Annotated in this window: 24 protein-coding genes; 22 read left to right on the forward strand and 2 right to left on the reverse strand. The window is 71.4% G+C overall.

The annotated features are described in order from the left end of the window. Positions 1–335: 335 nt before the first annotated feature. The 18 genes from ACZ4MO_RS18570 (at position 336) to ACZ4MO_RS18655 (ending at position 16,977) form a co-directional block, all read left to right on the forward strand. Positions 336–1,325: a DUF4192 domain-containing protein gene (locus tag ACZ4MO_RS18570; protein WP_499279371.1), complete on the forward strand. Its 990-nt coding sequence runs from the start codon at positions 336–338 to the stop codon at positions 1,323–1,325. Between the two features lie 578 nt (positions 1,326–1,903). Continuing rightward, positions 1,904–3,313: a ParB/RepB/Spo0J family partition protein gene (locus tag ACZ4MO_RS18575; protein ID WP_499279372.1), complete on the forward strand. Its 1,410-nt coding sequence runs from the start codon at positions 1,904–1,906 to the stop codon at positions 3,311–3,313. Between the two features lie 1,268 nt (positions 3,314–4,581). Continuing rightward, positions 4,582–4,977 carry a DUF6573 family protein gene (locus ACZ4MO_RS18580; protein WP_499279374.1) on the forward strand — a complete coding sequence of 132 codons (396 nt, stop codon included), beginning with the start codon at positions 4,582–4,584 and terminating at the stop codon, positions 4,975–4,977. Positions 4,978–5,053: 76 nt separating this feature from the next. Beyond that, on the forward strand, positions 5,054–5,386 hold the full coding sequence (locus ACZ4MO_RS18585; protein WP_499279375.1) for a hypothetical protein: 333 nt from the start codon (positions 5,054–5,056) through the stop codon (positions 5,384–5,386). A gap of 154 nt (positions 5,387–5,540) precedes the next feature. Then, positions 5,541–5,840 (forward strand): hypothetical protein, encoded by a 300-nt coding sequence (locus ACZ4MO_RS18590; RefSeq protein ID WP_499279376.1) that lies wholly within the window; start codon positions 5,541–5,543, stop codon positions 5,838–5,840. A gap of 80 nt (positions 5,841–5,920) precedes the next feature. Then, positions 5,921–6,859: a DUF3560 domain-containing protein gene (locus ACZ4MO_RS18595; protein ID WP_499279377.1), complete on the forward strand. Its 939-nt coding sequence runs from the start codon at positions 5,921–5,923 to the stop codon at positions 6,857–6,859. A 204-nt stretch (positions 6,860–7,063) separates the two neighbouring features. Next, on the forward strand, positions 7,064–7,774 hold the full coding sequence (locus ACZ4MO_RS18600; protein WP_499279379.1) for a hypothetical protein: 711 nt from the start codon (positions 7,064–7,066) through the stop codon (positions 7,772–7,774). A gap of 428 nt (positions 7,775–8,202) precedes the next feature. Then, positions 8,203–9,585, forward strand: a complete 1,383-nt coding sequence (locus tag ACZ4MO_RS18605; RefSeq protein WP_499279380.1) for a chymotrypsin family serine protease — start codon at positions 8,203–8,205, stop codon at positions 9,583–9,585. 10 nt (positions 9,586–9,595) lie between these two features. After that, positions 9,596–9,964, forward strand: coding sequence for a hypothetical protein (locus ACZ4MO_RS18610; protein ID WP_499279382.1), 369 nt, complete (start codon positions 9,596–9,598; stop codon positions 9,962–9,964). A gap of 521 nt (positions 9,965–10,485) precedes the next feature. Next, on the forward strand, positions 10,486–11,349 hold the full coding sequence (locus tag ACZ4MO_RS18615; RefSeq protein ID WP_499279383.1) for a hypothetical protein: 864 nt from the start codon (positions 10,486–10,488) through the stop codon (positions 11,347–11,349). Positions 11,350–11,680: 331 nt separating this feature from the next. Continuing rightward, a complete protein-coding gene (nrdH, locus tag ACZ4MO_RS18620; RefSeq protein ID WP_499279384.1) occupies positions 11,681–11,932 on the forward strand; it encodes a glutaredoxin-like protein NrdH in 252 nt (83 codons plus the stop codon). A 1-nt stretch (position 11,933) separates the two neighbouring features. Continuing rightward, positions 11,934–12,956, forward strand: coding sequence for a toprim domain-containing protein (locus tag ACZ4MO_RS18625; RefSeq protein WP_499279386.1), 1,023 nt, complete (start codon positions 11,934–11,936; stop codon positions 12,954–12,956). Positions 12,957–13,009: 53 nt separating this feature from the next. Next, positions 13,010–13,210 carry an antitoxin VbhA family protein gene (locus ACZ4MO_RS18630; RefSeq protein WP_024841890.1) on the forward strand — a complete coding sequence of 67 codons (201 nt, stop codon included), beginning with the start codon at positions 13,010–13,012 and terminating at the stop codon, positions 13,208–13,210. Further along, on the forward strand, positions 13,207–13,989 hold the full coding sequence (locus ACZ4MO_RS18635) for a Fic/DOC family protein (RefSeq protein ID WP_499279388.1): 783 nt from the start codon (positions 13,207–13,209) through the stop codon (positions 13,987–13,989). The genes ACZ4MO_RS18630 and ACZ4MO_RS18635 overlap by 4 nt, the downstream gene beginning before the upstream one ends. Further along, entirely contained in the window at positions 13,986–14,423 is a 438-nt protein-coding gene (locus ACZ4MO_RS18640) for a DUF192 domain-containing protein (RefSeq protein ID WP_499279390.1), read from the forward strand. Before ACZ4MO_RS18635 ends, ACZ4MO_RS18640 begins: the two co-directional genes overlap by 4 nt. Positions 14,424–14,484: 61 nt before the next feature. Continuing rightward, the gene (locus ACZ4MO_RS18645; RefSeq protein ID WP_499279391.1) at positions 14,485–14,940 is read left to right on the forward strand and encodes a hypothetical protein; all 456 of its coding nucleotides are present in this window, start codon (positions 14,485–14,487) and stop codon (positions 14,938–14,940) included. Between the two features lie 17 nt (positions 14,941–14,957). Then, positions 14,958–15,974, forward strand: a complete 1,017-nt coding sequence (locus ACZ4MO_RS18650; protein ID WP_499279393.1) for a zeta toxin family protein — start codon at positions 14,958–14,960, stop codon at positions 15,972–15,974. Between the two features lie 307 nt (positions 15,975–16,281). After that, positions 16,282–16,977: a hypothetical protein gene (locus ACZ4MO_RS18655; RefSeq protein ID WP_499279394.1), complete on the forward strand. Its 696-nt coding sequence runs from the start codon at positions 16,282–16,284 to the stop codon at positions 16,975–16,977. Positions 16,978–17,549: 572 nt separating this feature from the next. Here the strand turns inward: ACZ4MO_RS18655 and ACZ4MO_RS18660 are convergent. Beyond that, entirely contained in the window at positions 17,550–17,855 is a 306-nt protein-coding gene (locus ACZ4MO_RS18660) for a DUF6221 family protein (RefSeq protein ID WP_499279396.1), read from the reverse strand. Positions 17,856–18,167: 312 nt separating this feature from the next. On the opposite strand from ACZ4MO_RS18660, the gene ACZ4MO_RS18665 reads away from it, so the two are divergent. From ACZ4MO_RS18665 to ACZ4MO_RS18680, 4 genes are all read left to right on the forward strand, one after another. Further along, positions 18,168–18,623, forward strand: coding sequence for a hypothetical protein (locus ACZ4MO_RS18665; RefSeq protein ID WP_499279397.1), 456 nt, complete (start codon positions 18,168–18,170; stop codon positions 18,621–18,623). After that, entirely contained in the window at positions 18,607–19,704 is a 1,098-nt protein-coding gene (locus tag ACZ4MO_RS18670) for a fatty acid desaturase family protein (RefSeq protein WP_499279399.1), read from the forward strand. Before ACZ4MO_RS18665 ends, ACZ4MO_RS18670 begins: the two co-directional genes overlap by 17 nt. A gap of 126 nt (positions 19,705–19,830) precedes the next feature. Then, positions 19,831–20,184 carry a LapA family protein gene (locus ACZ4MO_RS18675; RefSeq protein ID WP_499279401.1) on the forward strand — a complete coding sequence of 118 codons (354 nt, stop codon included), beginning with the start codon at positions 19,831–19,833 and terminating at the stop codon, positions 20,182–20,184. A 19-nt stretch (positions 20,185–20,203) separates the two neighbouring features. After that, positions 20,204–20,407 (forward strand): hypothetical protein, encoded by a 204-nt coding sequence (locus tag ACZ4MO_RS18680; protein ID WP_499279402.1) that lies wholly within the window; start codon positions 20,204–20,206, stop codon positions 20,405–20,407. Positions 20,408–20,546: 139 nt separating this feature from the next. Here the strand turns inward: ACZ4MO_RS18680 and ACZ4MO_RS18685 are convergent, their stop codons facing one another. Beyond that, positions 20,547–21,599, reverse strand: coding sequence for a PDDEXK nuclease domain-containing protein (locus ACZ4MO_RS18685; protein ID WP_499279403.1), 1,053 nt, complete (start codon positions 21,597–21,599; stop codon positions 20,547–20,549). Positions 21,600–21,602 lie beyond the last annotated feature (3 nt).

Here is a 21,602-nt window from a genome sequence, read left to right on the forward strand (position 1 = left end):
GTGGCCGCTGCGCGGCCGCGGTTGCCGCGCTGCGCGCGGTTTTCTTCCCCTCCTGGCTCTCCATCATCACCCGCGCACCCCGTGCCGCAACCCGCTCGCCTTCGGCGCCGTCCCGCCGTCGAAACCGGCCCGCGCGGACGAAAAGCGTGTCCGCGCAAACCGGCCCCGCCGTCGGGCCGGACCGCGGGTTGCGGCCCGGGGGCCCCGCGCGGGTGGTGATTACGACGCCAGGAGGGGGCGAAAAACGGTCGGGACCACCGGCCACCCACCACCTGCGCAGGAGGGAGCCCTACGTGGCTCAGCAGCCCTAGATCCGTGCGCGTTCCGTCGCCGACTTGCTCGCCTACATCCCCGCCCGCATCGGCTACGCGCCGACCGAGAGCCTGGTCGTCGTCGGGCGCCGGTCGACCACGGGACAGGTCGGGCTGGTCGCCCGCGCCGACCTGTCCGACGTGACGCCCGAGACGGCCGACATGCTCGCGGTGCACATCGCGAACGACCGCGCCGCGTCGGCCGTGCTCGCCCTGTACACCGACGACCGGCAGGAAGCCGACCGCGCGCTCGCCAGCATGACCGAAGCGCTCCACGGGCAGGCCGTCGACGTCCAGGACGCCGTCCAGGTGAGCGCCGCCGGGTACGTCGACATGCACGCCCCGGCCGCCGTCGTCCGTCCCCTGTCGGACGTCACGTCGAGCGTGCTCGCCGCCGAAATGGTCGCCCTCGGCATCGCTCCGGTCCGCGACCGCGCCGGGCTGCTGCCCGCCGAGGCCAGGCCCGAGGCGCAGGCCACGGCCCGTCGGGCCGCCGAGAAGCACGCGGCGAAGAGCGCCGACGAGCAGACCACGCACGCGCTCGCCACGTGGCGGCTCGCGCTCACGGGCCTGGTCGGCGGCCCCGGGGTCTACGGCGAACTGGCACAGATGCTCACGCACACCAAGGTGCGCGACGCCGCCCTGCTGTCCATGGTCCCCGGGATCGACCCCGACACCGTGACCGAGACCGCCGCCGGAAACGCGCCCGACGAGGCGACCGGGCGGGCGGTCGCGGCGATCGTTGACCCGAAGGTGGGCGAGCGCCCGGGCGCCGCCGCCGACGCGGCCGCCGACCTCCTCGCCCAGATCGTCGCCCACGTGCCCACCAGCGCCCCCGCCTGGACCCTCTGGGGCCTGGTCGCCTGGTGGCACGGGCAGAGCCCGGCCGCGGGCGACGCGTTCGCCCGCGCGTTGCGCAGCGACGAGTCCTACCGGCTCGCGCTCCTGCTCAACACCGCGATCCAGGTCGGGATGCCTCCCGCCTGGGTCGCGCGCGAGCGCGACGCGCAGTGACCGTCCGGCGCGCGGCTCGTGGGGGAGTCCCTGCGGGCCGCGCGCCCGTCGCGCGTGGTGCTGCCCGTACCGGCCCATCGAGGGCCGGTACGGGCACCGGGGAGCTGCCGCCCCCCGGAACCCCCGCCTCCAGCGTGGGGCCGGCGTCGACGACGACGCCGCCAACGAGTCCTCGGTGTGCAGGTGGGTGCGGCCGGTGGCCGGTGGGGGAGTGGTGGGGCTGGCTGTGGTGGTCGAGCTCGCCGGGGGGATGGGTGCTCCCGACCTTCGGCCGGGACCCGAGTCGTGGCCGCTGCGCGGCCGCGGTTGCCGCGCTGCGCGCGGTTTTCTTCCCCTCCTGGCTCTCCATCATCGCCCGCGCGACCCTGCGCGCAACCGACCTCGCTGCGCGTCCCGGCCCGTCGAAACTCGTCGGCCTGCGGTCGCTGCGCTCCCTGAGCTCGGCCGACGAGCCCCGCCGGTCCGGCACCGGTCGGTTGCACTCCGGGCCGCTTATACGGGCGGTGATTACGACGCCAGGAGGGGGCGAAAAACGGTCGGGACCACCGGCCACCCACCACCTGGCAGGAAGGGTCACCATGACCACCACCGAAGCAACCTCCACCGAGGTCGAGGCGGGACCTACGCCCGAGAGCGTCGAGTTCGCTCACATCGACCCACGAACGCTCGTCGTCGGCGTCAACGTTCGCGCCGATGCGGACCTCACCCCCGCGTTCGTCGGGTCCATCAAGCAGCACGGCGTCTTGCAGGCCGTCCGCGCCCGCCGCGACCAGGACGGAACCCTGGTCGTCCTGGAAGGGCAGCGCCGCACGCTCGCCGCAATCGAGGCCGGGCGGGCAACCATCCCCGTGCAGATCATCGACGGCACCGAGGACGAAGCCCGCCGCATCGTCGAGCAGCTGGCCGAGAACGACCACCGCAGGGACATGCGCGACAACCACCGCACCGCCGCGTTCCAGCAGCTGTCGCTCATCGGGCTGAGTGCGGCGCAGATCGCCAAGCGCACCGGTACGGACAAGGGCGTGGTTGCCACCGCGCTCACGGTCGCCGGGTCGAAGTTCGGCGCTGCCGTCCAGGCCAAGTACGACCTACCCCTCGACGTCGCGGCTGCGATCACGGAATTCGAGGACGACCCCGAGACCCTCAAGAGCCTGACCGCCGTCGCCGTCGAGGACCCGAACGGCTTTGCCCACGCGGCCCAGCGGGCGCGCGACGACCGCCAGCGCGCCGCCGAGGTCGCGGCGGCCCGCGACACGCTGGCCGCACAGAACGTGACCGAGGTCCCCCGACCCGGCTACGACGACGCCAAGATCAAGCGCCTGGACAGCCTCAAGCCCGCCGCCGACGCCGCGAACGGCACCGACCTCACCGTGGACGCGCACGCCGAATGCCCCGGCCACGCGGCCTACATCTCGGCCCAGTGGCAGCGGGTCGAGGTCGTCTACGTCTGCACGAACTGGCGCAAGCACGGCCACGGCGACCGGTACGGCACCGCGAGCACCCAGCGCACGGGGTCGATGAGCGAGGCGGAGAAGGCCGAGCGCCGCCGGGTGATCGAGAACAACAAGGCGTGGAAGTCCGCCGAGGTCGTCCGGCGCAAGTGGCTCGCGGAGTTCTCCCAGCGCAAGACCGCCCCCACCGGCACGGCGGCGTTCATCGCCGCCCGGATCGCGACCGGCACCCACACCCTGGGGCACGGGGCCGACAAGGACCACGAACTGGCCGCGCAGTGGCTCGGGATCAAGCCCGGGACGAGCACGTACCGGGGCCGCAGCCAGGGCATCGCTCAGGCCGCCGCGAAGGCCACGGCGGGCCGGGCGCAGCACATCGCGCTCGTGCTCTGCCTGGCCGCATGCGAGACCGGGACCGGGGTCCAGTCCTGGCGGCACGAGGGCAGCCTGTCCGAGTACCTGGGCGCGTTGGAGGCCTGGGGCTACACGCTCAGCGACATCGAGAAGATCGCCCGGGGCAAGGCACCCAAGAAGTAACCCAGCCCGGCGCGCGGCCCGTGGAGGAGGAGACTCCGCGGGCCGCGCGCCGTCGCGCGTGGTGCTGCCCGTACCGGCCCATCGAGGGCCAGCACGGACAACAGGAGTCCGTCACCTCCGAATGGGCTACTCCCAGACACCCTCCGGTAGACCGTCGAACCGGTTGACCATCTCGATCCGCTGGCGGAAGATCACGTACGGCAAGTTCTGAGCCCAAGCGAGATCCCCATTCCAGCGGGCGAGCGTAGACAGCGTCTCTGATCGCTTCCCCTCCGATGCGAAGAGAAGAAACCGAACTGCACTTCTCGGGAAAACCCACGCCCCCTCGCCAGCCGGCGGCTGCGGAATTCGCCACTCGCGCTCGTGCATCCACTGGCTCTCTCCCCGAACCCCTTGCGGTGCGCCAGGTGGGGCGCCTTCGCCGGCCCACCCAGGCCACACGCGCACTACCCGGGCCTTGAGGGAGTCCGGAGCGTTCGATGCAACGAGCCCATCCCACTCGTCCCCACGCACGTACAGCGCAGGACCGCCACCAGCGTCCCAGACAGCCTGCTTGTCGAACGCGATGCCGCAAGCGGAATAGCGCGATCCGATGAGACGACCCATCGCGCGCTGGCTGGTCTGCGTGAGAGCGGCCGAGCGGTAGTGCGAATCGAACGCGCGGAAGTAGCGCAGAGCTCCCTCTCTGAGGATGGACGCTAGGCGCTGCTCGGGGGTGAGAGTGGCTATGTCGATCGGTAGTCCTGGCGCGGGGTCTCCCATTCGACCGGTCATATGGAGGAGCAGATCGGGAAGGTCCGGGCTCTGACGCGTGCGAAGGGGAGCCTGCGGCATACCCGGAAGTCTGCCCGTCGCCAGATCAATTGTCGTGCCCGTGCCCACGCCTGGCCGTAACCGGTGGGGAGCGTGGTGGTTGGCCGGGTGGGGTGAGCTCGCCAGGGTACGTGGCTCTTCCGGCCGGTGGCCGGGACCCGATTGGTGGCCGCTGCGCGGCCGCGGTTGCCGCGCTGCGCGCGGTTTTCTTCCCCTCCTGGCTCTCCATCATCACCCGCGCACCCCGTGCCGCAACCCGCTCGCCTTCGGCGCCGTCCCGCCGTCGAAACCGGCCCGCGCGGACGAAAAGCGTGTCCGCGCGGGCCGGCCCCGCCGTCGGGCCGGACCGCGGGTTGCGGCCCGGGGGCCCCGCGCGGGTGGTGATTACGACGCCAGGAGGGGGCGAAAAACGGTCGGGACCACCGGCCACCCACCACCGGGCAGGAAGGGTCACCATGACCACCACCACCCCCACCGAAGGTGTATTCGGACCGCCGATCCACACGTACACCCGCGCCCGGGCCCTGGCGGACGGCGTGCTGGTCGACGCTGGACCGCTGGCCCAGGAAGCAGGGTTCCGCTGGCCCGTCGCGCTCACCCAGGAGGCCCACGCCGAGGCTGTCGCGTGGAACCCCGAGCACGAGGCCGGGCAGGACGAGACCGGGCGACTGTGGGACGTGCTCTGGCTCGCCACGATCGCGGCCCGCGCGGGCCGTTCCCGGTTCACCGTGGCCCGCGTCCCGGGCGCCCCGGGCCAGGTCGAGGCCCAGGACCTCGACTTGGTGCTCCACATCGGCCCCGGCGACACCGCTGCACCGGTCGTGACGATCAGCCTCCCCGGCGAGGACTGACCTACACCCACGGCGGGCCGGCGACCGGCCCGCCGCGGACCACCAGAACCAGCCCGGCTCCCGAAGGGAAACCACCATGACGACCGAGCACCAGACCATGCGTCAGCGCGTGGCCGCGATCAACTGCCACCCTGCCCAGCTCGAGGGCGAGCAGCGCGCCGCCCTCGAGGAGCGCATCCGCCGCCGACTGACCGGCTACCCCGACCGGTACGTCACCGAGTACGCGAACGGAGACGCCGACTTCGCGCTCTGGCTCGCCCTGGTCGACCTCCGGCTCACGCGCCAAATCTGGCTCACCCACCGCGACATCGCGGACCGCCCCTGGCGCGACGACTACGACGCCGGACGCGACCCCATCGACCCCGCCGACGAGGCAGCCGAGGACGAGGCCGGCCAGCTCTTCGACTGAGCCAACCAGCGGGCCGGGCGCGAACCACGCCCGGCCCGCCTCTCAACCCTGAGGTATACATTTTTGTGCTTGCGATGTATACTTGAGTTGTTGGAAGGGCACACAACGGCCGGAGACCACCGGCCACCCGACACCAACGCGAAGGAGGGCCCCCGTGGCTCAGAACACCGCCGCCATCCCGTCTCTCGCCCGCGAGGCGTTCGACCGCAGCATCGAGCTCGCCAAGCAGCGCGCCGCGCGCACGGGCGAGAACCTGAACGACCTGCTCGACCGCATGGACCGCGCGGACCACCGGACGCTGTCCGCGACGAACATCTTCGCCAGCGGCGACCACGCCACCCGCGGCACGTGGAAGGGCCGTACGAACTTCGACGTCGTCGGCGGGTTCCTGCGCCCCGTCAGCCCGGAGCAGTGGTCTACCCGGCTCGGGCAGAGGGCCGCTCTGCGCGCGTGACGTGCCCCGGTGGGCCGGAGAGGGAAACCCCCGGCCCACCGGCTGGCCCACCACACCCCACGCGCGAGCAGGAGCGAACCATGCTGACCATCACCCACACCCGCGAGGCAGGAACCCTCATCGACGGCACCGAGCGCGGCGACACCAACGTCGTCCTCAAGGCGCACCGCTGGCGGTTCAGCCGCAACCTCGGCACCTGGTACGTGCCGCAGTCGCGCGACCGTGCCGCCAAGGTGCGCACGATCGAGGCGACCGCGGCCGCGCTGCGCGAGGCCGGCTACGACGTCCAGGTCACCATCGACGACACGGCCCGCGCGGCCGCTGTCGTCGAGGCCGACAAGATCGCCCGCCGGGCAGCCCGCGCCGACGCGCTGGCAGCCAAGGCCGACCGCAAGGCAGGCGCGGCCGATGCCGCCTACGCGCGGCACGAGGCCGCCGTCGAGCGTCTGCCCGAGGGCGGGGAGCCGATCAAGGTCGGCCACCACTCCGAGAAGCGCCACCGCCGCGGCACCGAACGCGCCTGGTCCACGCTCGGAACCGCCGTCCACGCCCAGCGCGATGCCGACGCCGCCCAGCAGGCCGCGGCGACCGCCGCGGCGACGACCGGCGCCCGGTACAACCCCGTCACCGTCGGGAACAGGATCGACCGGCTGGCCGCCCAGATCCGCAAGTACGAGCGTGAGCTGGTCGCGCCGGTCTACGACCCTGACACGGGATACCGGCCCGCGACCGAGCGCGAGCAGGCGCGGCGCCGACGCCGCCTCGAGCCGGCGATCGCTGAGGCCCGCGACAATCTCGCGCACTGGGAGGGCGTGCGCGCCCAGCAGGTCGCGGACGGCGCCGTCACCGACTACGGGCCGCACAACGTCACCAAGGGCGACGAGGTCAAGATCGGCCACTGGTGGCGCCGCGTCGCCCGCGTCAACGCCAAGTCCGTGAGCGTCGAGACCGACTACTCCTGGACCGACCGCGCCCCGTGGCACGAGGTCACCGACCACCGCGCAGCCCAGACCGCGTGACCAGCAGCCAGGGCGGGCCACGACCGGCCCGCCCTGGCCCAGCCCGCACCGACACGAGGAGAACCGCCATGACGACCGCCACCGCACCCCGAACCCGTAGGCTCACCCGTACCCGCCGCGCCGCCGTGGGGGACTTGCCGCCCCCCACCCCCCCCCGCCTCCGGCGCGGCGCACGACCGCCTGCAACCCCGAGGTGCCCCACCCATGACGACCCGCCGCGTCGACGCCCTGCCCGACGAGCACGCCGGCCCGATCCTCGACCTGCTGGACCGAGTGCGCGCGGCCGCGACGCCGCCTGCCGGCGATGGGGGAGCGTGGGCCGCGGCCGAGGCCGGACAGGTGCGCGTGCGCACCGGGTACAAGGCCGCCCGGCGGACCCTGTCTGCCGGGCAGTACGCCGCGCACACCCTGCGCCTGCTCGCCCTGGCCCAGCCCGAGCCCGAGCGCGAGCCGTGGACCGACGCCCTGGCCCACGCGGCCGGCCCGATCGGCTCATGGGACTGGGACGTGCGCATGCAAGGCGCCCTCGACCTGCGCCGCACGTTCAAGGACCAGCCCGACCCCCTGCCGGCGAGCGTGCGCCCGGTCCGGCTCGTGGCCGCCTGGCTCACCCACGCCAGCGGCACCGGACTCGTGCCCGTCACCGCCCGCCTCGCCGCCCACGTCCTCGAGCTCGAACCCAGCGACGAGGTCCTCGCCGCAGCCTGGTACGCCACCCACGGCGACCGGCTCCTCGCCGAACTCACCGCCCACGGCACACCCACCAGCGGCGCCGCCGACGTCGACGAGGCGCACCTGCGCGCGCTGCTGCGCACCGCCGTCCGCGGCCTCTACCGCTCCCAGCTGCACACGAAGGTCGACCTCGCCGCCCGAGCGGGCATCACTCGCCGCACGCTCGACGCCTGGCTCGTCTAGGCCCTCACGGGGACGGCGCGCAGCGCGTGGGGGAGCGGAGTCGACGCCCGCTGTCATAGCCGGCGGGAGTGCCCGAAAAGGTACGTCGAGACAGAGTGGGGCGCTCGTGCCAGAATCATGGCCACATCCTCATCTGCGTCAGTTCTTGGCCCGTGCGCGGGATGAGCAGGGGCGCAGACGTTCAGCTCGACGAAGAGCGGAACTGGCGGGGCCGGGGCGTCCTTCGATCGCTATCAGCTCTGGACCCCGCGCGAGAGGGGTAGACGCAGCGTCGCGTTCGCAGGGGGCATGTGGTGTTTCGGCGTCGGATCCGAGGGCGCGCGCGGAGCGCCCGCGAAATGCGGGTCAATGATCGCGCCCGGGTGCGCCCGGTTGCCCGAGGCAGGTCACCTCCCCGCGGGGTCGAATCCCGCGCAGTCAATGTTGACATGAAGGAGAGTGACGTGAGAACAACTGGTTACCGTGGTGCAGCTGTTGCGGTCATCGCCCTCGTCGGGGGGCTCTTGACGGCGCCGAGTTTCGCGAGCGAGGGGCCCTCGGGCGCAGTGCCCGACGGCGAGGCCATCGAGATCAACTCGGGCGGGGTCCTCAAGGGGCTTTCGCTAGCCGAGGCGGAGCCCGTCGCGGTGGAGTCCCGCGACGAAGCCCTGGCCAAGGAGATGGGGGAGTGGTTCGCCGGGACGTACAAGGACGAGGAGGGTGTGGTCGTTGTCCGGAGTACGACGAACGAGGTCACGGCAGAGGGTTTCAGGCAGCTGCAGCCCGTTCTCGAGCGAAGCGCGATCGAGGGCGTCCAGGCGCGCAGGGAAGCGGTGCGAGTCGAATCGGCCGAGTACTCGTTCCGTGAGCTGCTGGAGATCAAGCAGTCGGTTGAGGGGGACTTCCTCTCCCTGCCCGGGGCGGTGTACACCGACCTCGACGAGGTCGAGAACAAGGTGGTCCTCGGGTACGACCCGAAGGTGACCACGGCGAAGACCGCCGCTGCGGCATCGGTCTCGCGCGCGAAGGTCGATACGGCGGCGGTCGAGTTCCGTCCGGCAGCGCCGGTTCAGGAGGAGAGCCTGCGGGCGAGGTCGAGCTCGTTGATCGGTGGACTGCAGCTCGGGAGGGACGCGGGCGTACCAGGCGAGATCACCGTCTGCTCCCTCGGGTTGCCGGTGCTGTACAGCAGTTCCACGTTCACCTCGACGGGCTTCCTGACGAACGATCACTGCACGTGGGAGTCGGGCGCAGTGGGTGGCTTCGACGACCCGTGGTTCCACCAGCCGGCGCCCCTCGGGACGACCTGGCGGGCCGGCTATGAGTCGATCGATCCAGCGCTCTTCACCGGTGGCGTGTGCCCGGCCGGACGTGAGTGCCGACGTTCGGACGCTGCGTTCTTCGCCTCCGGGTCGAGCATCTCGACCTCTCCAGGTGTCATCGCGCGGATGGACGCAGCGAACGACTTCAGCGCCTGGTCAGGGAACGCGAGCCCGGTCACGTCGACGGGGGTTCCCTTCGTGGGTGACAGCCTGATGAAGATCGGCCGCACGACCGGGCAGACCTCCGGCACCGTGACCCAGACCTGCATCAATACGAACGCCGCAAACACCAACATCACACGCATCTGCCAGGACCGGGCGAGCTACAACTCGGCAGGGGGCGACTCGGGTGGACCGGTGGTCGCCAACGACCTGGACAGCCCGATCGTCCCGACACCGTACCGGTTCTACGGGATTCACTGGGGCTCGAACGGGGTCTTCAGCTGGATCGGCTGGGCGGTCAACGAGATCGGAGGAACGACCGGCACGCTGGCCTTCGTCTGGAGCTAGGGTGACCGGCGTGAACCCGGCATGGCCCACCCGACTCGTAGCAGCCACGCTGTGCGCCGTGGCGCTTGCGGCTTGCGGCGGCGGCGCGTCCTCGCGGGATGGTGAGTGGGAGGTATCGGGGGAACTCGACAGGTCGCGGTCAACCGTGCCGATCCGGGTCGAGTACGGGCCCGCATGCGAGCAGCTCGAGGGCGTCGACGTCGAGGAGGACGCGGAGCGGGTAAAGATCACTGTTCGGCTGGTCTCTCAAGAACTGGATGACGGTTCAGCGTGTTCCGACGTCGGGACGTTGCAAGAGGTGGACGTGGAACTTGACCAGCCGCTCGGCGATCGGAAGCTGACAGGTCCAGGCTTCCTGGGGCCCAGCGACGGCTTCTAGACAGAACACGAAGGGGCGGCACCCGCTCGGTACCGCCCCTTCGTGCTGTGCAGAACCCCCGCCAGCGCGCGAGAGCCGAAAAGAGAGCCCGCCTCTTGCGCGGAGACGAACGAGGGTTACCCCTGGCGGTTGCGTCGGGGCCTTCCAGCGCCCCGACGGCGGTCTTCGATGCCCTTAAGGGATTCCACGGTCCACACCGGGCCGCCGTTGAGCTCGCCGGCCGGATCGGGTAGCCAGTCCACCCTGCGGTGCCGGGCCGTGCGCAACGACACCGGCGAGACGCCAAGCCGCTGAGCCAGGCGCGCGCTGTCGTACAGCCCGCGCGGCCCAGGCCCGGGATCAACCGGCCCAACGGGCCCGGATTCCTTGCTCATCTGACCACGCTAACAGAACCAAAGCGTTCTGTTTCTGCTAAACTAGAACGTAAGCGTTCGGATATTGGAGGCATGATGAACCACTCTCGTGGGCCCCTTGCTCTCGCCGGTTCGGTGGTTCGGCCAGCACGGGCCACGCCTGAGCCGATGGCGGCTCAGCAGGCGGCCGAGACCTACGAGTCGTTCCCGCGCTGGCCCGTCGTCCTCCTTGCCTCCGGCGCGTTCGTCGCGATCTGGGGCGGGTGGGTGGACCTGGGCCGGATGTCAGGCTTCGGGCCGGTGAACCTGCTCCCGGGAATCATGGACCTGACCGTGAACCTCGCGATCACACTGCCTCTGGGCATGGAGGTCTACGCCGCGTTCGCCCTGGGCGTCTGGCTCACCCACCGCAACATCCGACCTACCGCGCGATCGTTCGCGGGCTGGTCGGTCCTGGCCTCTCTCGTGATCGGAGCCGCAGGGCAAATCACCTACCACCTGCTCCACGCTGCCGGCATCGAGCGAGCGCCCTGGCAGGTCGTCGTCGGCGTTGCGTGCGTGCCCGTCGCCGTCATGGGTATGGGTGCCGCGCTCGCCCACCTGCTCGGCGTGCGCCGTCCCCGTCCGGTCGCAGCTGAGACGGGCGACCCGATGACTGACCCGGCGGCGGCCGCGCCGCTCATGGAGACAGACGCGACGCCCGAGGAGGCCGTGGAGGTCGAGCCGGTGGAGGCCGAGCCTGTCGCTGAGCCGGTCGAGTCCGTCGAGGTCGGGGCGGTCGGCGTGGGCAGCGCGCTGGTCCAGGCGAGTGGTGACCTGGACCCGCGCACGATGTCAGCTGACCAGCGTGACGCCCTGATCCTCCAGCTTGCACGTGAGGCGCGTTCCGAACGGGACCTCGCCCAGCGGGTGCCATGGTCGCGGTCGACGGTGAACCGGGTCCTGCGCAAGCACGACGTCGTCCTGAACCAGCCCGCGAACCAGCCCCAGATGCAGTGGGCCACGGACCGTGGCGAGATGGTCGTGGCGTGAACCCCGGTGCCCGGCGACGGAGCGCCGCGCACGATCTGGCGCGGCCCTGCGGGCCGCGGCTGACGAGCGTTCTGAGTCTTCGGTCCGTCCCTGGCTCCGAGTGTGGCCGGCCGTCCCAGGGTGCAAGTCGGCTCCGCTGCGCTACGGCCCGCACGCCTGGCAACTTCCCGGCTGCACTCGCTGCGCTCGTTGAGCCCGCCGAGAACTTTCCAGACGCCCTGGCACCCCGACTCGCTCGCGATGCTCGCGCCCTGCGGGTGCGTCCTGGGACGGCTACCGGCCAAACGCTCCGCTTGCAGGGACGGTCCGAAAAACGACGTGGGGAGGCATCATGACCAGCCAGCAGGACAAGGTCACCGTGTACAGCAGGCCGGCGTGCGTGCAGTGCGACGCGACCTACCGGGCGCTCGACAAGAAGGGGATCGAGTACACCGTGGTCGACATCTCCGTCGACGTCGACGCGCTCGAGCGGGTGCGCGCGCTGGGGTACTTCCAGGCCCCGGTCGTCGTCGCCGGTGAGCAGTCCTGGGCTGGGTTCCGGCCCGACCAGATCACCGCCCTCGCGAACCGGCAGGGAGCCTGAGATGACGGTTGAGCTCTCCCGTGAGCGGGTCGAGGAGATCAACGCTGCGGCGTGGGAGTTCTGGCGCTTCCACGCGAACGGCGAGGACGACTGGACCCGGGCTTACCTCGCACGGCGCGGGCTGCGCGGCCTGCAGGCCGGGTACGCGCCCGAGGGGTGGGCCCGGCTCGTGGGCCGCATGCGCGGCCGCGGCTGCAGCGCGGACGAGCTGGTGGCCGCCGGCCTCGCGTTCCGCACCGAGGCCGGGGGAGTGGGGGACGTGTTCCGGGACCGCCTGGTCCTGCCCTACCGCGACGAGACGGGCGCGATCATCGGGTTCACCGCCCGCCGCAACCCCGCGACGGACGACGTCGACGACGCCCACGCGAAGTACCTCAACACCACGTCGACGCTCGCGTTCGACAAGTCCCGGGACCTGTACGGCATCGACCCGGCCGCTCTGCGCCGCATCCAGGCCGGCGCGCGGGTCGTGTTCGTCGAGGGAGCCCTCGACGTCGAGGCCATCCGTCGCACCGGGTCGCCCGTCGTCGCGCTGTCCGGGTGCGGTACCGCGCTCACCGCGACCCACCTCGAGCGCGTGCGCCAGATCCACCCCGGCGCGGCCGCGCTGGCGGTGTTCGCGTTCGACGCCGACGCAGCCGGCCAGGCGGCCGCCGTGCGTGCGTGGGACCTGCTCGCCGATGACGAGGCCGGTACGGCCGGTGCCCTGGTCCTGCCCGACGGGACCGACCCCGCCCAGCTCATCCAGGACGGTCACGGCCAGGCCCTGGCCGAGCGCCTGGCCCAGCCCCAGAGCCTGGTGTCCGTCGTGGTCGACGTCGTCCTCGCCCGACACGACCTGGCGACCGTCGAGGGCCGGGTGAACGCCGTGCGGGCCGCGGCCGCGCTCGTCGCGCGCATCGCGGTCGTGCCGCTGTCGCGCGTCGGGACGCAGCTGCACGCGCGCCTGGCCCCGCACACCGACCTCGGGGTGATCTCCGGCGAGCTCGCGATCGCCGCGGCCGCCGCGCGCGGCACCACCTGAGTCGGCATCTGGGCCCGGCTAGGTTGGCATGCGCCAGGACCGGGAGGAAGAGCATGCCGATCAGCGACGAGGAGCGCGCCCAGCGCGCCGACGATGCCCAGCGCATCCGACACAGCACCCAGCTCGAGGGCGGACGCACCAGCGACGCCGCCCGCGCGATCCAGGACAAGTACGTCCGCGGCGAGATCGACGCCGAGGAACTCATGCGACAGACGATCGCGCTCGACAGCGACCAGGACGGAGCCAGCCCTTGACCGCACGCCCCTGGGAGCACGGCGACGAGCACGCCCGCTGGGACGGGTACCTACTCGCCGACGGGCGAACCCTGCGCAACCGCGTCGGCGCCACCACACCCGAGATGCTGCGCGAGCGCGAGGACCGGCGCGTCGAGGCCCGGGCGCTGACCCTGCGCGAGCACGGGCTGCCCGCGACCTACGATCTCGCCGGGCTCCGGGCGATCCACCACCACCTGTTCCAGGACGTGTACGACTGGGCCGGGGACGTGCGCACGGTGTCGATCCGCAAGAGCCGAGACGGCTGGTTCGCGCCGCTGGACCGGATCGAGGACGCGATGGACGCCGTGGCGACCTACCTGCGAGACACCGACAACCTGCGCACCCTGGACCCGAGCGACGTGCTGGGCGCGCTCGCCAGCGTCTACGACGTCGTCAACCAGACCCACCCCTTCCGGGAGGGCAACGGGCGCGTCCAGCGCGAGTTCGTCACCGCCCTGGCTCGCGAGTCCGGCCACCGCTTGGACTGGACCAGGGTGACGCTCGGCAGGCCTGGGTACGAGTCCGAGAACGACCAGGCCTCCCGCCTGGCCCGCACGGGAGACCGCGACCCGCTGCGCGCCATGTTCGCGCGCATCACCACAAAGGACGGCGCGATCGACGACCACGTGAACGACGCCCTGCGCCTGGTCGCCGCCTCCCGACCTCCGTCCGCCGCCCCGCCGCCCGCCAACGCGTCGGCCGTCGCGCGCGTCAACCGGACCGCACCCGGCGCACCCGGCAAGGGCTACGGCAGATGAATCCTCGCCGCCGCCTCGCCGTCCTGGCCGCCGCCACCGTCGTCGTCGCCGCGTGTAGCTCGCCGCGGCCCGAGGCCACGGTCGAGGTCGGGGGAGAGGCATTCGCCGTGGAGCTCGCGGACACCGCCAACGAGCAGAAGGAAGGTCTGGCCGGGCGCGAGGAGATCCCTGCCGGCACCGGGATGCTGTTCCAGTTCGCAGAGCGCGCCGAGCACCAGATGTGGATGGCCGGCATGCAAGTCCCGATCGACGTCGCCTGGATCGACGGCGATCGCGTGATCGGCGTCGCGACCCTCGACCCGTGCACCGAGGTCGATCAGACGACCTGCCCACGGTCGACGGCACCGGGCCCGGTGACCGCGCTGCTCGAAGTACCAGCCGGAGCCCTGGCCGACGTCGCCGCCGGCGACACCGTGGAGACCCGCGACACATGACGTGCCCCATGCTCGTCAGCACCGAGCGTTATATCCTTGGTTATAGATGGAGGTGGTTCCAGTGACGACAGCGCCGAGCGTGGACGTCGAGACCGTGGTGCGACTGCGGCACCGGCAGGTCGTCGACCGGCTCGACGAGCTGCGCCTGGTGCGCAAGCTCGCGGCCCAGATGTCCCAGAGCGAGATCGCGAGGTTGCTCGCGATCAGCCAGCCCGCGGTGCACAAGGCCCTCAAGGCTGCCGAGCGCGTGCCCGAGGTGGCCGACGGGTTCAGCGGCGCGAGCCCGTACGAGATTGCCGAGCGCTACGCCGCCGGCCAGATCGACCGCGCCCGCGTCGTCGACGAGCTCGCACGGTGGCCGTACGCGGGCACCCCGAAGACCGACGGCGTGGACTGGCTCGTCGAGGACGCGACCGGCACGTTCGAGGAGGTCGGGCGCGCGCTGGACGACGGCCTGCTCGACGCCGACACCTACGACGCGGTGCTCGCCGCGAAGAGTGGACGCTCCGCGGGCTGACCGATTTACTCACCTGCGTGAGCGACGACCACGACCGGCACGCGGCCCACCGCGAGACCGTCCGCGAGTTCTCCCGCGCGGGGGGACCGCTGGACAAGGACGGGCAGCACTCCACGCTGAACAACCCCGCGTGGTTCATCGACGGGAAGGTCGACCAGCCCACCGCCCGACGGCGGGCCCTGTGGCGTCGCCTGCGCGACGATGCCCGCGCCGAGGCGCCGGGTGCGCGACAGGACGGGAAGGCGATCGTGCTCGCCGGCCCGCCCGGGGCCGGGAAGGGCCACGTCCAGAGCAACGTGCTCGGGCTCGACAAGGACGCCTGGCTCGTCGTCGACGCCGACGAGTTCAAGGACAAGCTGCTGCGCGAAGCCATGAACGACGGCACCTACGAGACCTTCCTCAAGCCCGACGCCGTGCGAGAGCGCGAAGCCGCTGGGGAACCGTTCTTCCCCCTCGAGCTCGCCGCCCTCGTGCACGAGGAGTCCTCCCACCTCGCGCGCCAGCTCCGCGACGAGGCACTGCGCGAGGGCACCAACGTCGTCATCGACTCGGTGCTGTCCAACCCTCGCGCGGCCGCCGCGCTCGGTAACCAGCTCGCGGCCGCCGGCTACGACGTCGAGGTCGTCGACGTCGAGGTCCCCTACACGCTCTCCCAGGCACGCATCGCCCAACGCTGGCGCGAGTCCTACGAGGGCGCCGTCGTCACGGGGGAGGGGCTCGGAGGCCGCTGGGTGCCCAGCGTGTACGCGCGCGAGGTCTTCGACGGACCCGGAGGGCGCTCACGCTCCCAAGAGTCTGCCGCGGTGCTCGCCACCACCTGCCCGGCGGTGCTGCGCTACCGGCGCTTCTGGACACGAGCGGCTGAGGCGCCGATGCGGGTCGAGACCGACGTGGGGCGCTTCCAGCGCGGAGGAGACCTCCTGGAGTACTCCCTCATCGCCACCAAGTCCCGCGCGTCAGCAGGGCAGGTGCCGCTAGCCCGGCCTCGACCGCCCCGACGTGGACCAGAGCAAGGGCCCGGCCAGGAAAGGTAGGGCAGCCGCGTCGGCGGTACCTTCGGGTGCCGCCGGCTCGCATCTCAGCTGTGCTGCCCGACTTCGCACTGGTAGGAGTGCATGCTCGTCAGGTGCGAGTTCCCGGGCGTCTCCGAGCAGCAGTTCAGCCGCGGTGCTCGAGGTTCACACGTGTCCGGCGAGGCGGCGGACCGTGGGTGCCGATACCCCGAGCGTCCGCGCGACGGCGGCAACAGACTGGGCGCCGGCGACGGATGCTCGCGCCGTGGCGAGTCGTTCCGGCGACATCACGGTCGGGCGCCACGCCCTGCGCACCTACCCTGTGATCGTGGATCGAATCGGCGGCGTCCTGCGCCAGGGCATCACTTGGCTCTCTGCGGTGGGCGGTGTCGTCTCGCTCGCCGTCCTGTTCATCCCAAAGCTCAACGAGCTCGCCGGCGAGCATGGCGTGCTCGGTTGGTTCGTCGGCATCGTCGCGCTCACCGCGTTCTTGGCGGTCGGCGAGCACGCCCACAAGCTAAGAAGGCAGAATCGGGAGCTACAGGCGCGGGCCGCGAACGAGGTTGCGGAGCGAGAGGCCGCGGCCCGGCAGCGGCGGGTCACCAAGGACCTTGAGCTCGTCGACGAGCGTCTGGACGGCTGGACCGTCACCGAGGGGTTCTTCCGGTACCTCGTCGAGGACGCGGACCACAGCCGCTTCCCCAGCCGCTGCAGCCGAGACCTCGACGAACGGGCGCGTAAGTGGGATGTCGACGACCGGCGGATCGCCGACCCGGACCTCGCCTCGGCCTGGACCCGTGTCGAGACCGCGGTCACGGCGTACTCCCTCGCGCTGGGAGAACACACCTGGACGATGGGCTCAGGCGGCCAGCCGGGGGAGCACACATACGTCCAGGTACCGCGCGAGTGGGAAGGGCGCGACCCGCAACGGTTCTACGCCGCCCACGACGCCCTGGAGGCCCACCGCAGGGAGCTCATCACCGCGCTCCGAGACCTCTTCGCAGAGCGCCACGCCCTGCAATGACGCAGACGTGGCGGGCGCCTCTTGCATCTGATGCAACTCGCACTCTTCAGTAGCCGATAACCTCTCTTATGTCATATTTGTCCATATGGACCGGGTCTGTAACGGCAAGCACTGAGCGGCGCGACAGGATCGCACCCCGCTCTCTCGACCTCACCAGCGCCCGGCTGCGGGGAGATCTAGGCGACGTGCAGCCGGCATTCGGGGCAGACCGGTACGGCGGAGGTGGCCTCGCCGCGAGTGACTGGGCAGTGGTGCGGGCACAGGATGCTGACGCGGTGCGGGACCTGGGTGCCTGGGATGGACCCCCAGGCGATGATGTGCAGGACGCGGGCGCGTGCCGAGGTACCGCAGCCCGGACAGGCCACGGTGACCCACTTTTCGATGACGCTCATGCGCGGCCCGCTTTCCGAAGTTGCTCGTACGGCCTGGCCCCGCGGGTCGCGGGTCGGGAGGTCCCCCGGTAGCGGGCTGCTTCACGACCGGCGTTCCCCGCGGCACGTGGCCGCGATACTGACGATGGGCCCTTCGCGGGCTGCTCGCCATGTCAGGGAGGTCGGGGCGCCGACCGGGTGTCAGGTGCGCCAGGTGGGGTCGAAGTCCGGGTGCGCGGCGTAGGGCGTGGCGAGTGCCCGCAGGATGCGGTCGCCGACGAAGGCGATGCCGCTCTCGGCGCGCTCGTCGGTATCACGCTCGAGGTCTGCGGTCATGTCGTACCCGGTGGCCTCGTAAGCGAGGGTGATGATGCGCCGTTTCACCGCGCACTCGGTCAGCAGCCGCGAGCGTGACCACGGCGCTGGTGGTCCCGACTCGTCCTCGAGGGCCGCGCACGCTGCTTCGTCCTCGTCGATCCGGGCGAGCAGGAACTCGGTCAGCGCCATCTGCCCATCCTCCCACCCGCTGCTCGACGACACTGGCGCACGCTGCGAGCAACCCTTGCCGGTGTAGTGTCGAAGTGTGGTTGATCGCCGGATCGGCCCACGTGACGCCGATCGAGTTGACTCTCGGACGCCGGGCGAGATGGATGCCCCGGACGAGGAGAGCTCGGGTGCGCGGTGGGACGATGACGGGGGTTATGAACCCGACCTGGAGGACGAACCGATCTCCTTGAGTGGGGCGCCTGGCGCCTCACCGACTGCCGCGACGGCAGCGGATGTGAGCCGGCCCGCCGGTTCCGAGGATCGGACGACGCCATGAGCACCAGCACCACCCCTACCCCTACCTCTTTCGGTCGGGTGCAGGACACCGCGCTGGAGTTGCGGGGCGTCTTGGACACGGCCCTGCCGCGCGAGCTCGGCACCGAGGCCGAGCCCCAGCTGTACACCGTGACCGCTGTGTTCTCCCGCCGGGTGTCCGGTCCGGAGCAAGCGTTGCTCGAGCTCCCCGCCGTCACCGCGGTGCTCGCCGACCACGGGTACCCGGGCATCGTCCTACGTGTGGAAGACCGGCGCCTGCTCATCGAGAACACGAACCTCGCCATGCTTTCCGGTGGGCTGGCCCACGAGATCGCGACGGTTCTGCGCGACGTCGAGGAGACGATCACGAACGAGCGGACGCGCAAGGCCGACGAGCTGGCCGAGTGGCGCGCGGCCGAGGTGCTGCGCACGGCGAGCGTGAAGTCCGAGGCCGACCGTGTCCGCTTCGAGTGAGGCGCACCAGCCCCTGACGGTGACGGGCCGCGTGCGGCCTGCGGCCCGTGCGACGGCTCGGGACTACTCGGTGCTGGCGAAGATCGTGCGCGAGTCCGGGCTGCTGCGTCGGCGGTACGGCTACTACTGGACCCGGCTCGTCCTGACGGTCGCCGCGCTCGGCGCCGTCTGGGCGGGGGTCGTCCTTCTGGGCGAATCCTGGTGGCAGCTCCTGCTGGCCGTGGTGCTCGCCCTCGTGCTCGCCCAACTCGCGTTCCTGGGCCACGACAGCTCCCACCGGCAAGTGTTCCGGTCCCGCGCCTGGAACGACTGGACCGCGCGCCTCGTCGCGAACGCGCTCGTCGGGCTCAGTCACGCCTGGTGGACGACGAAGCACGACGCCCACCACGCCGCCCCGAACCAGGAGGGCCAGGACCCCGACATCTCGCCCGGAGTGATCGCGTTCACGCCCGCCGTCGTGGCGAGCCGCCACGGCTGGCGGGGGTGGCTGGGCCGTCGGCAGGGCTGGTACTTCTTTCCCCTGCTCGCCCTGGAGGGCCTCAACCTGCACGTCGCGAGCGTGCGCCGGGTGCTCGGCCGCCGGCCCGTGCCGCACCGTGGCGTGGAGGCCCCCGTCCTGCTCCTACGGCTCGCGCTCTACCTGGTGGCGCTGGTCCTCGTGCTTCCCCCGACCATCGCGGCGGCATTCCTGGCCGTGCAGCTCGCGGTCTTCGGCATCCTGCTCGGGGGCGCGTTCGCACCGAACCACAAGGGCATGCCGATCGTCCCGGCGACCGCGGACGTCGACTTCCTGCGCCGCCAGGTCCTCATGTCCCGCAACATCCGCGGCGGCCCGGTCGTCGACTTCTTCATGGGCGGTCTCAACCGCCAGGTGGAGCACCACCTGTTCCCCAGCATGCCGCGCCCGAACCTCAAGCGCGTCCAGCCGCTCGTGCGCGAGTACTGCTCCCAGCTCGGCGTGACCTACACCGAGGTCGGGTTCTTCACCTCCTACCGGATCGTCGTCCAGTACCTCAACGACGTCCCCGGACGCGCCCGCGAACCGTTCTCCTGCCCCCTGGCAGCCAGCCTCGGCCGCTAGGAACACCTGGCCCGCGCGTACAGCCGCTCCCAGGTTCGTTCCCAGGTCGAGGGCGTAGGGTCGGGCTATCCGCGGCGAACGTGCCCCATATGAGGTGCGCGGGCCCGGAACCGCAAGGAGGCCACCATGGCCACCACCCCGCTCAGCTCCGCGACGAACGGACAGCCCACCGCCGCCGTGTCAGGCAGCCATCCCGACTCACGCGTGTCCCGCACGTCGGGCAACCCGACAAGAACTCCCCGAACCCGCACCGGAGCCACCTGGGTCGGCCTGTGCGTCGCCGCCCTCGTCCTGGTCGCACTCATCGTGTTCATGCTCCAGAACACCCAACTCGTGATCGTCTCCTTCCTCGGCTGGCAAGGTTCCGTCCCGCTCGCCCTGGCCCTGCTCATCGCAGGCATCGGCGTCGGTATCGTCGCCCTCGTCGTCGGTACCCTGCGCATCCACCAGCTCCGCCGACGCCTCGCACACCGCCTCTAACGCCCGCGACATCACACCCGTGACCGACGACCGCGAGACCTCGCCACAACGCCCCACCGACCTGATCGGCGAGATCGACGCTTCCCAACGCGAGATGGAAGCCGTCGTCTCCGTCGTCGACCAGGGCGCGCCCATCGACCTCGTCCACTACGTCACCGCCCGCGCCCGTCTCGACGCCGCGATCGCCCAATGGAACCTGCGCGCCTCGACCACCCAGACGTAGCGGCGCGCCGCACACAGGTCCTCGCGGCGCCCGGGGCCCACTCATGAGTCCCACACACCCCAACCGGCAATACCCTCGCGCGGGCCGACGCACCCTGAGCCGCCTGCAACTCGCACCACTTTTAGGCCGATAAGGTCCGTTACGTCTGGTTCGGGCGGTCCCCGTCGGTCTCGCGTTCGAGGATTGCGGTGAGCTCGTCGGCGCGGGGGAGTGCGGCCTGTTCGTCGGGGGGCAGGCTGTCGTAGGTGTAGTTGGCGACGGCGAGTGGTGCGGGTGCGCCGGCGAGGGCGTAGCGGACGATGGCTTCGTTGCGGCCGGCGACGAGGAGGATGCCGACGGTGTGGGCGTGGCGGTCGGGTTTGCGGAGGCGGTCGTCGACGAGGGCGACGTAGGTGCCGAGCTGGCCGACGTGGGCGGGGTCGAACTGGCCGATCTTGAGCTCGACGACGACGTAGCGCAGCTGGTCGACGTGGAAGAGCAGCAGGTCGATGACGAGCTCGTCGCCTGCGACGGTGAAGCGGACCTGGCGGCCGACGAAGGCCATGCCGTGCCCGAACTCGAGCAGGGTGTCCTGCAGCTTGTCCATCAGGGCTTGTTCCATGTCGCGTTCGTGGACGCGCCCGGTCAGGCCGAGGTGGTCGAAGACGTAGGGGTCGCGCACGAGCTGCTGGGCGAGCTCGGAGTCGGCCGGGGTCAGGTGCGTGGTGAAGTTCGTCGGGGCGGCACCGATGCGCTGGTGCAGGTGCGAGGCGATCTGGTTCTCGAGCACGGCGCGGGACCAGCCGTGCTCGGCGGCCTGGGCGGCGTACCAGTCACGGTGGGCCGGGTCGTCGAGGCGGGTGAGCAGAACGGTGACGTGGCCCCAGGGCAGTTGTGCAACAGCTTGTTGCACGAACGCCTCCTCGTCGGGCCAGGCCTGGGCGACTGCGCGCATGTAGAGCAAGTTGCGCCGTGACCAGCCGCGCTGGTCGGGGAACTCGGCGCGCAGGTCGGTGGCGAGCTGGTCGACGACCTTCGCGCCCCATCCCGCGGTCTGCTGGCGGTCGAGGATGTCGCGCCCGATGGACCAGTACAGCCGCAGCAGCTCGGTGTTCGCGGCACGTGCGGCACGTACCTGGCTCGTGCGGACCCGGTCCTTGAGGCGCTCGAGCAGCTCGGCGTATCCGGCCGGTGTGACGTCGCTGGTGCTCACCCG

It is taken from the genome of Sphaerisporangium cinnabarinum, assembly GCF_055567015.1.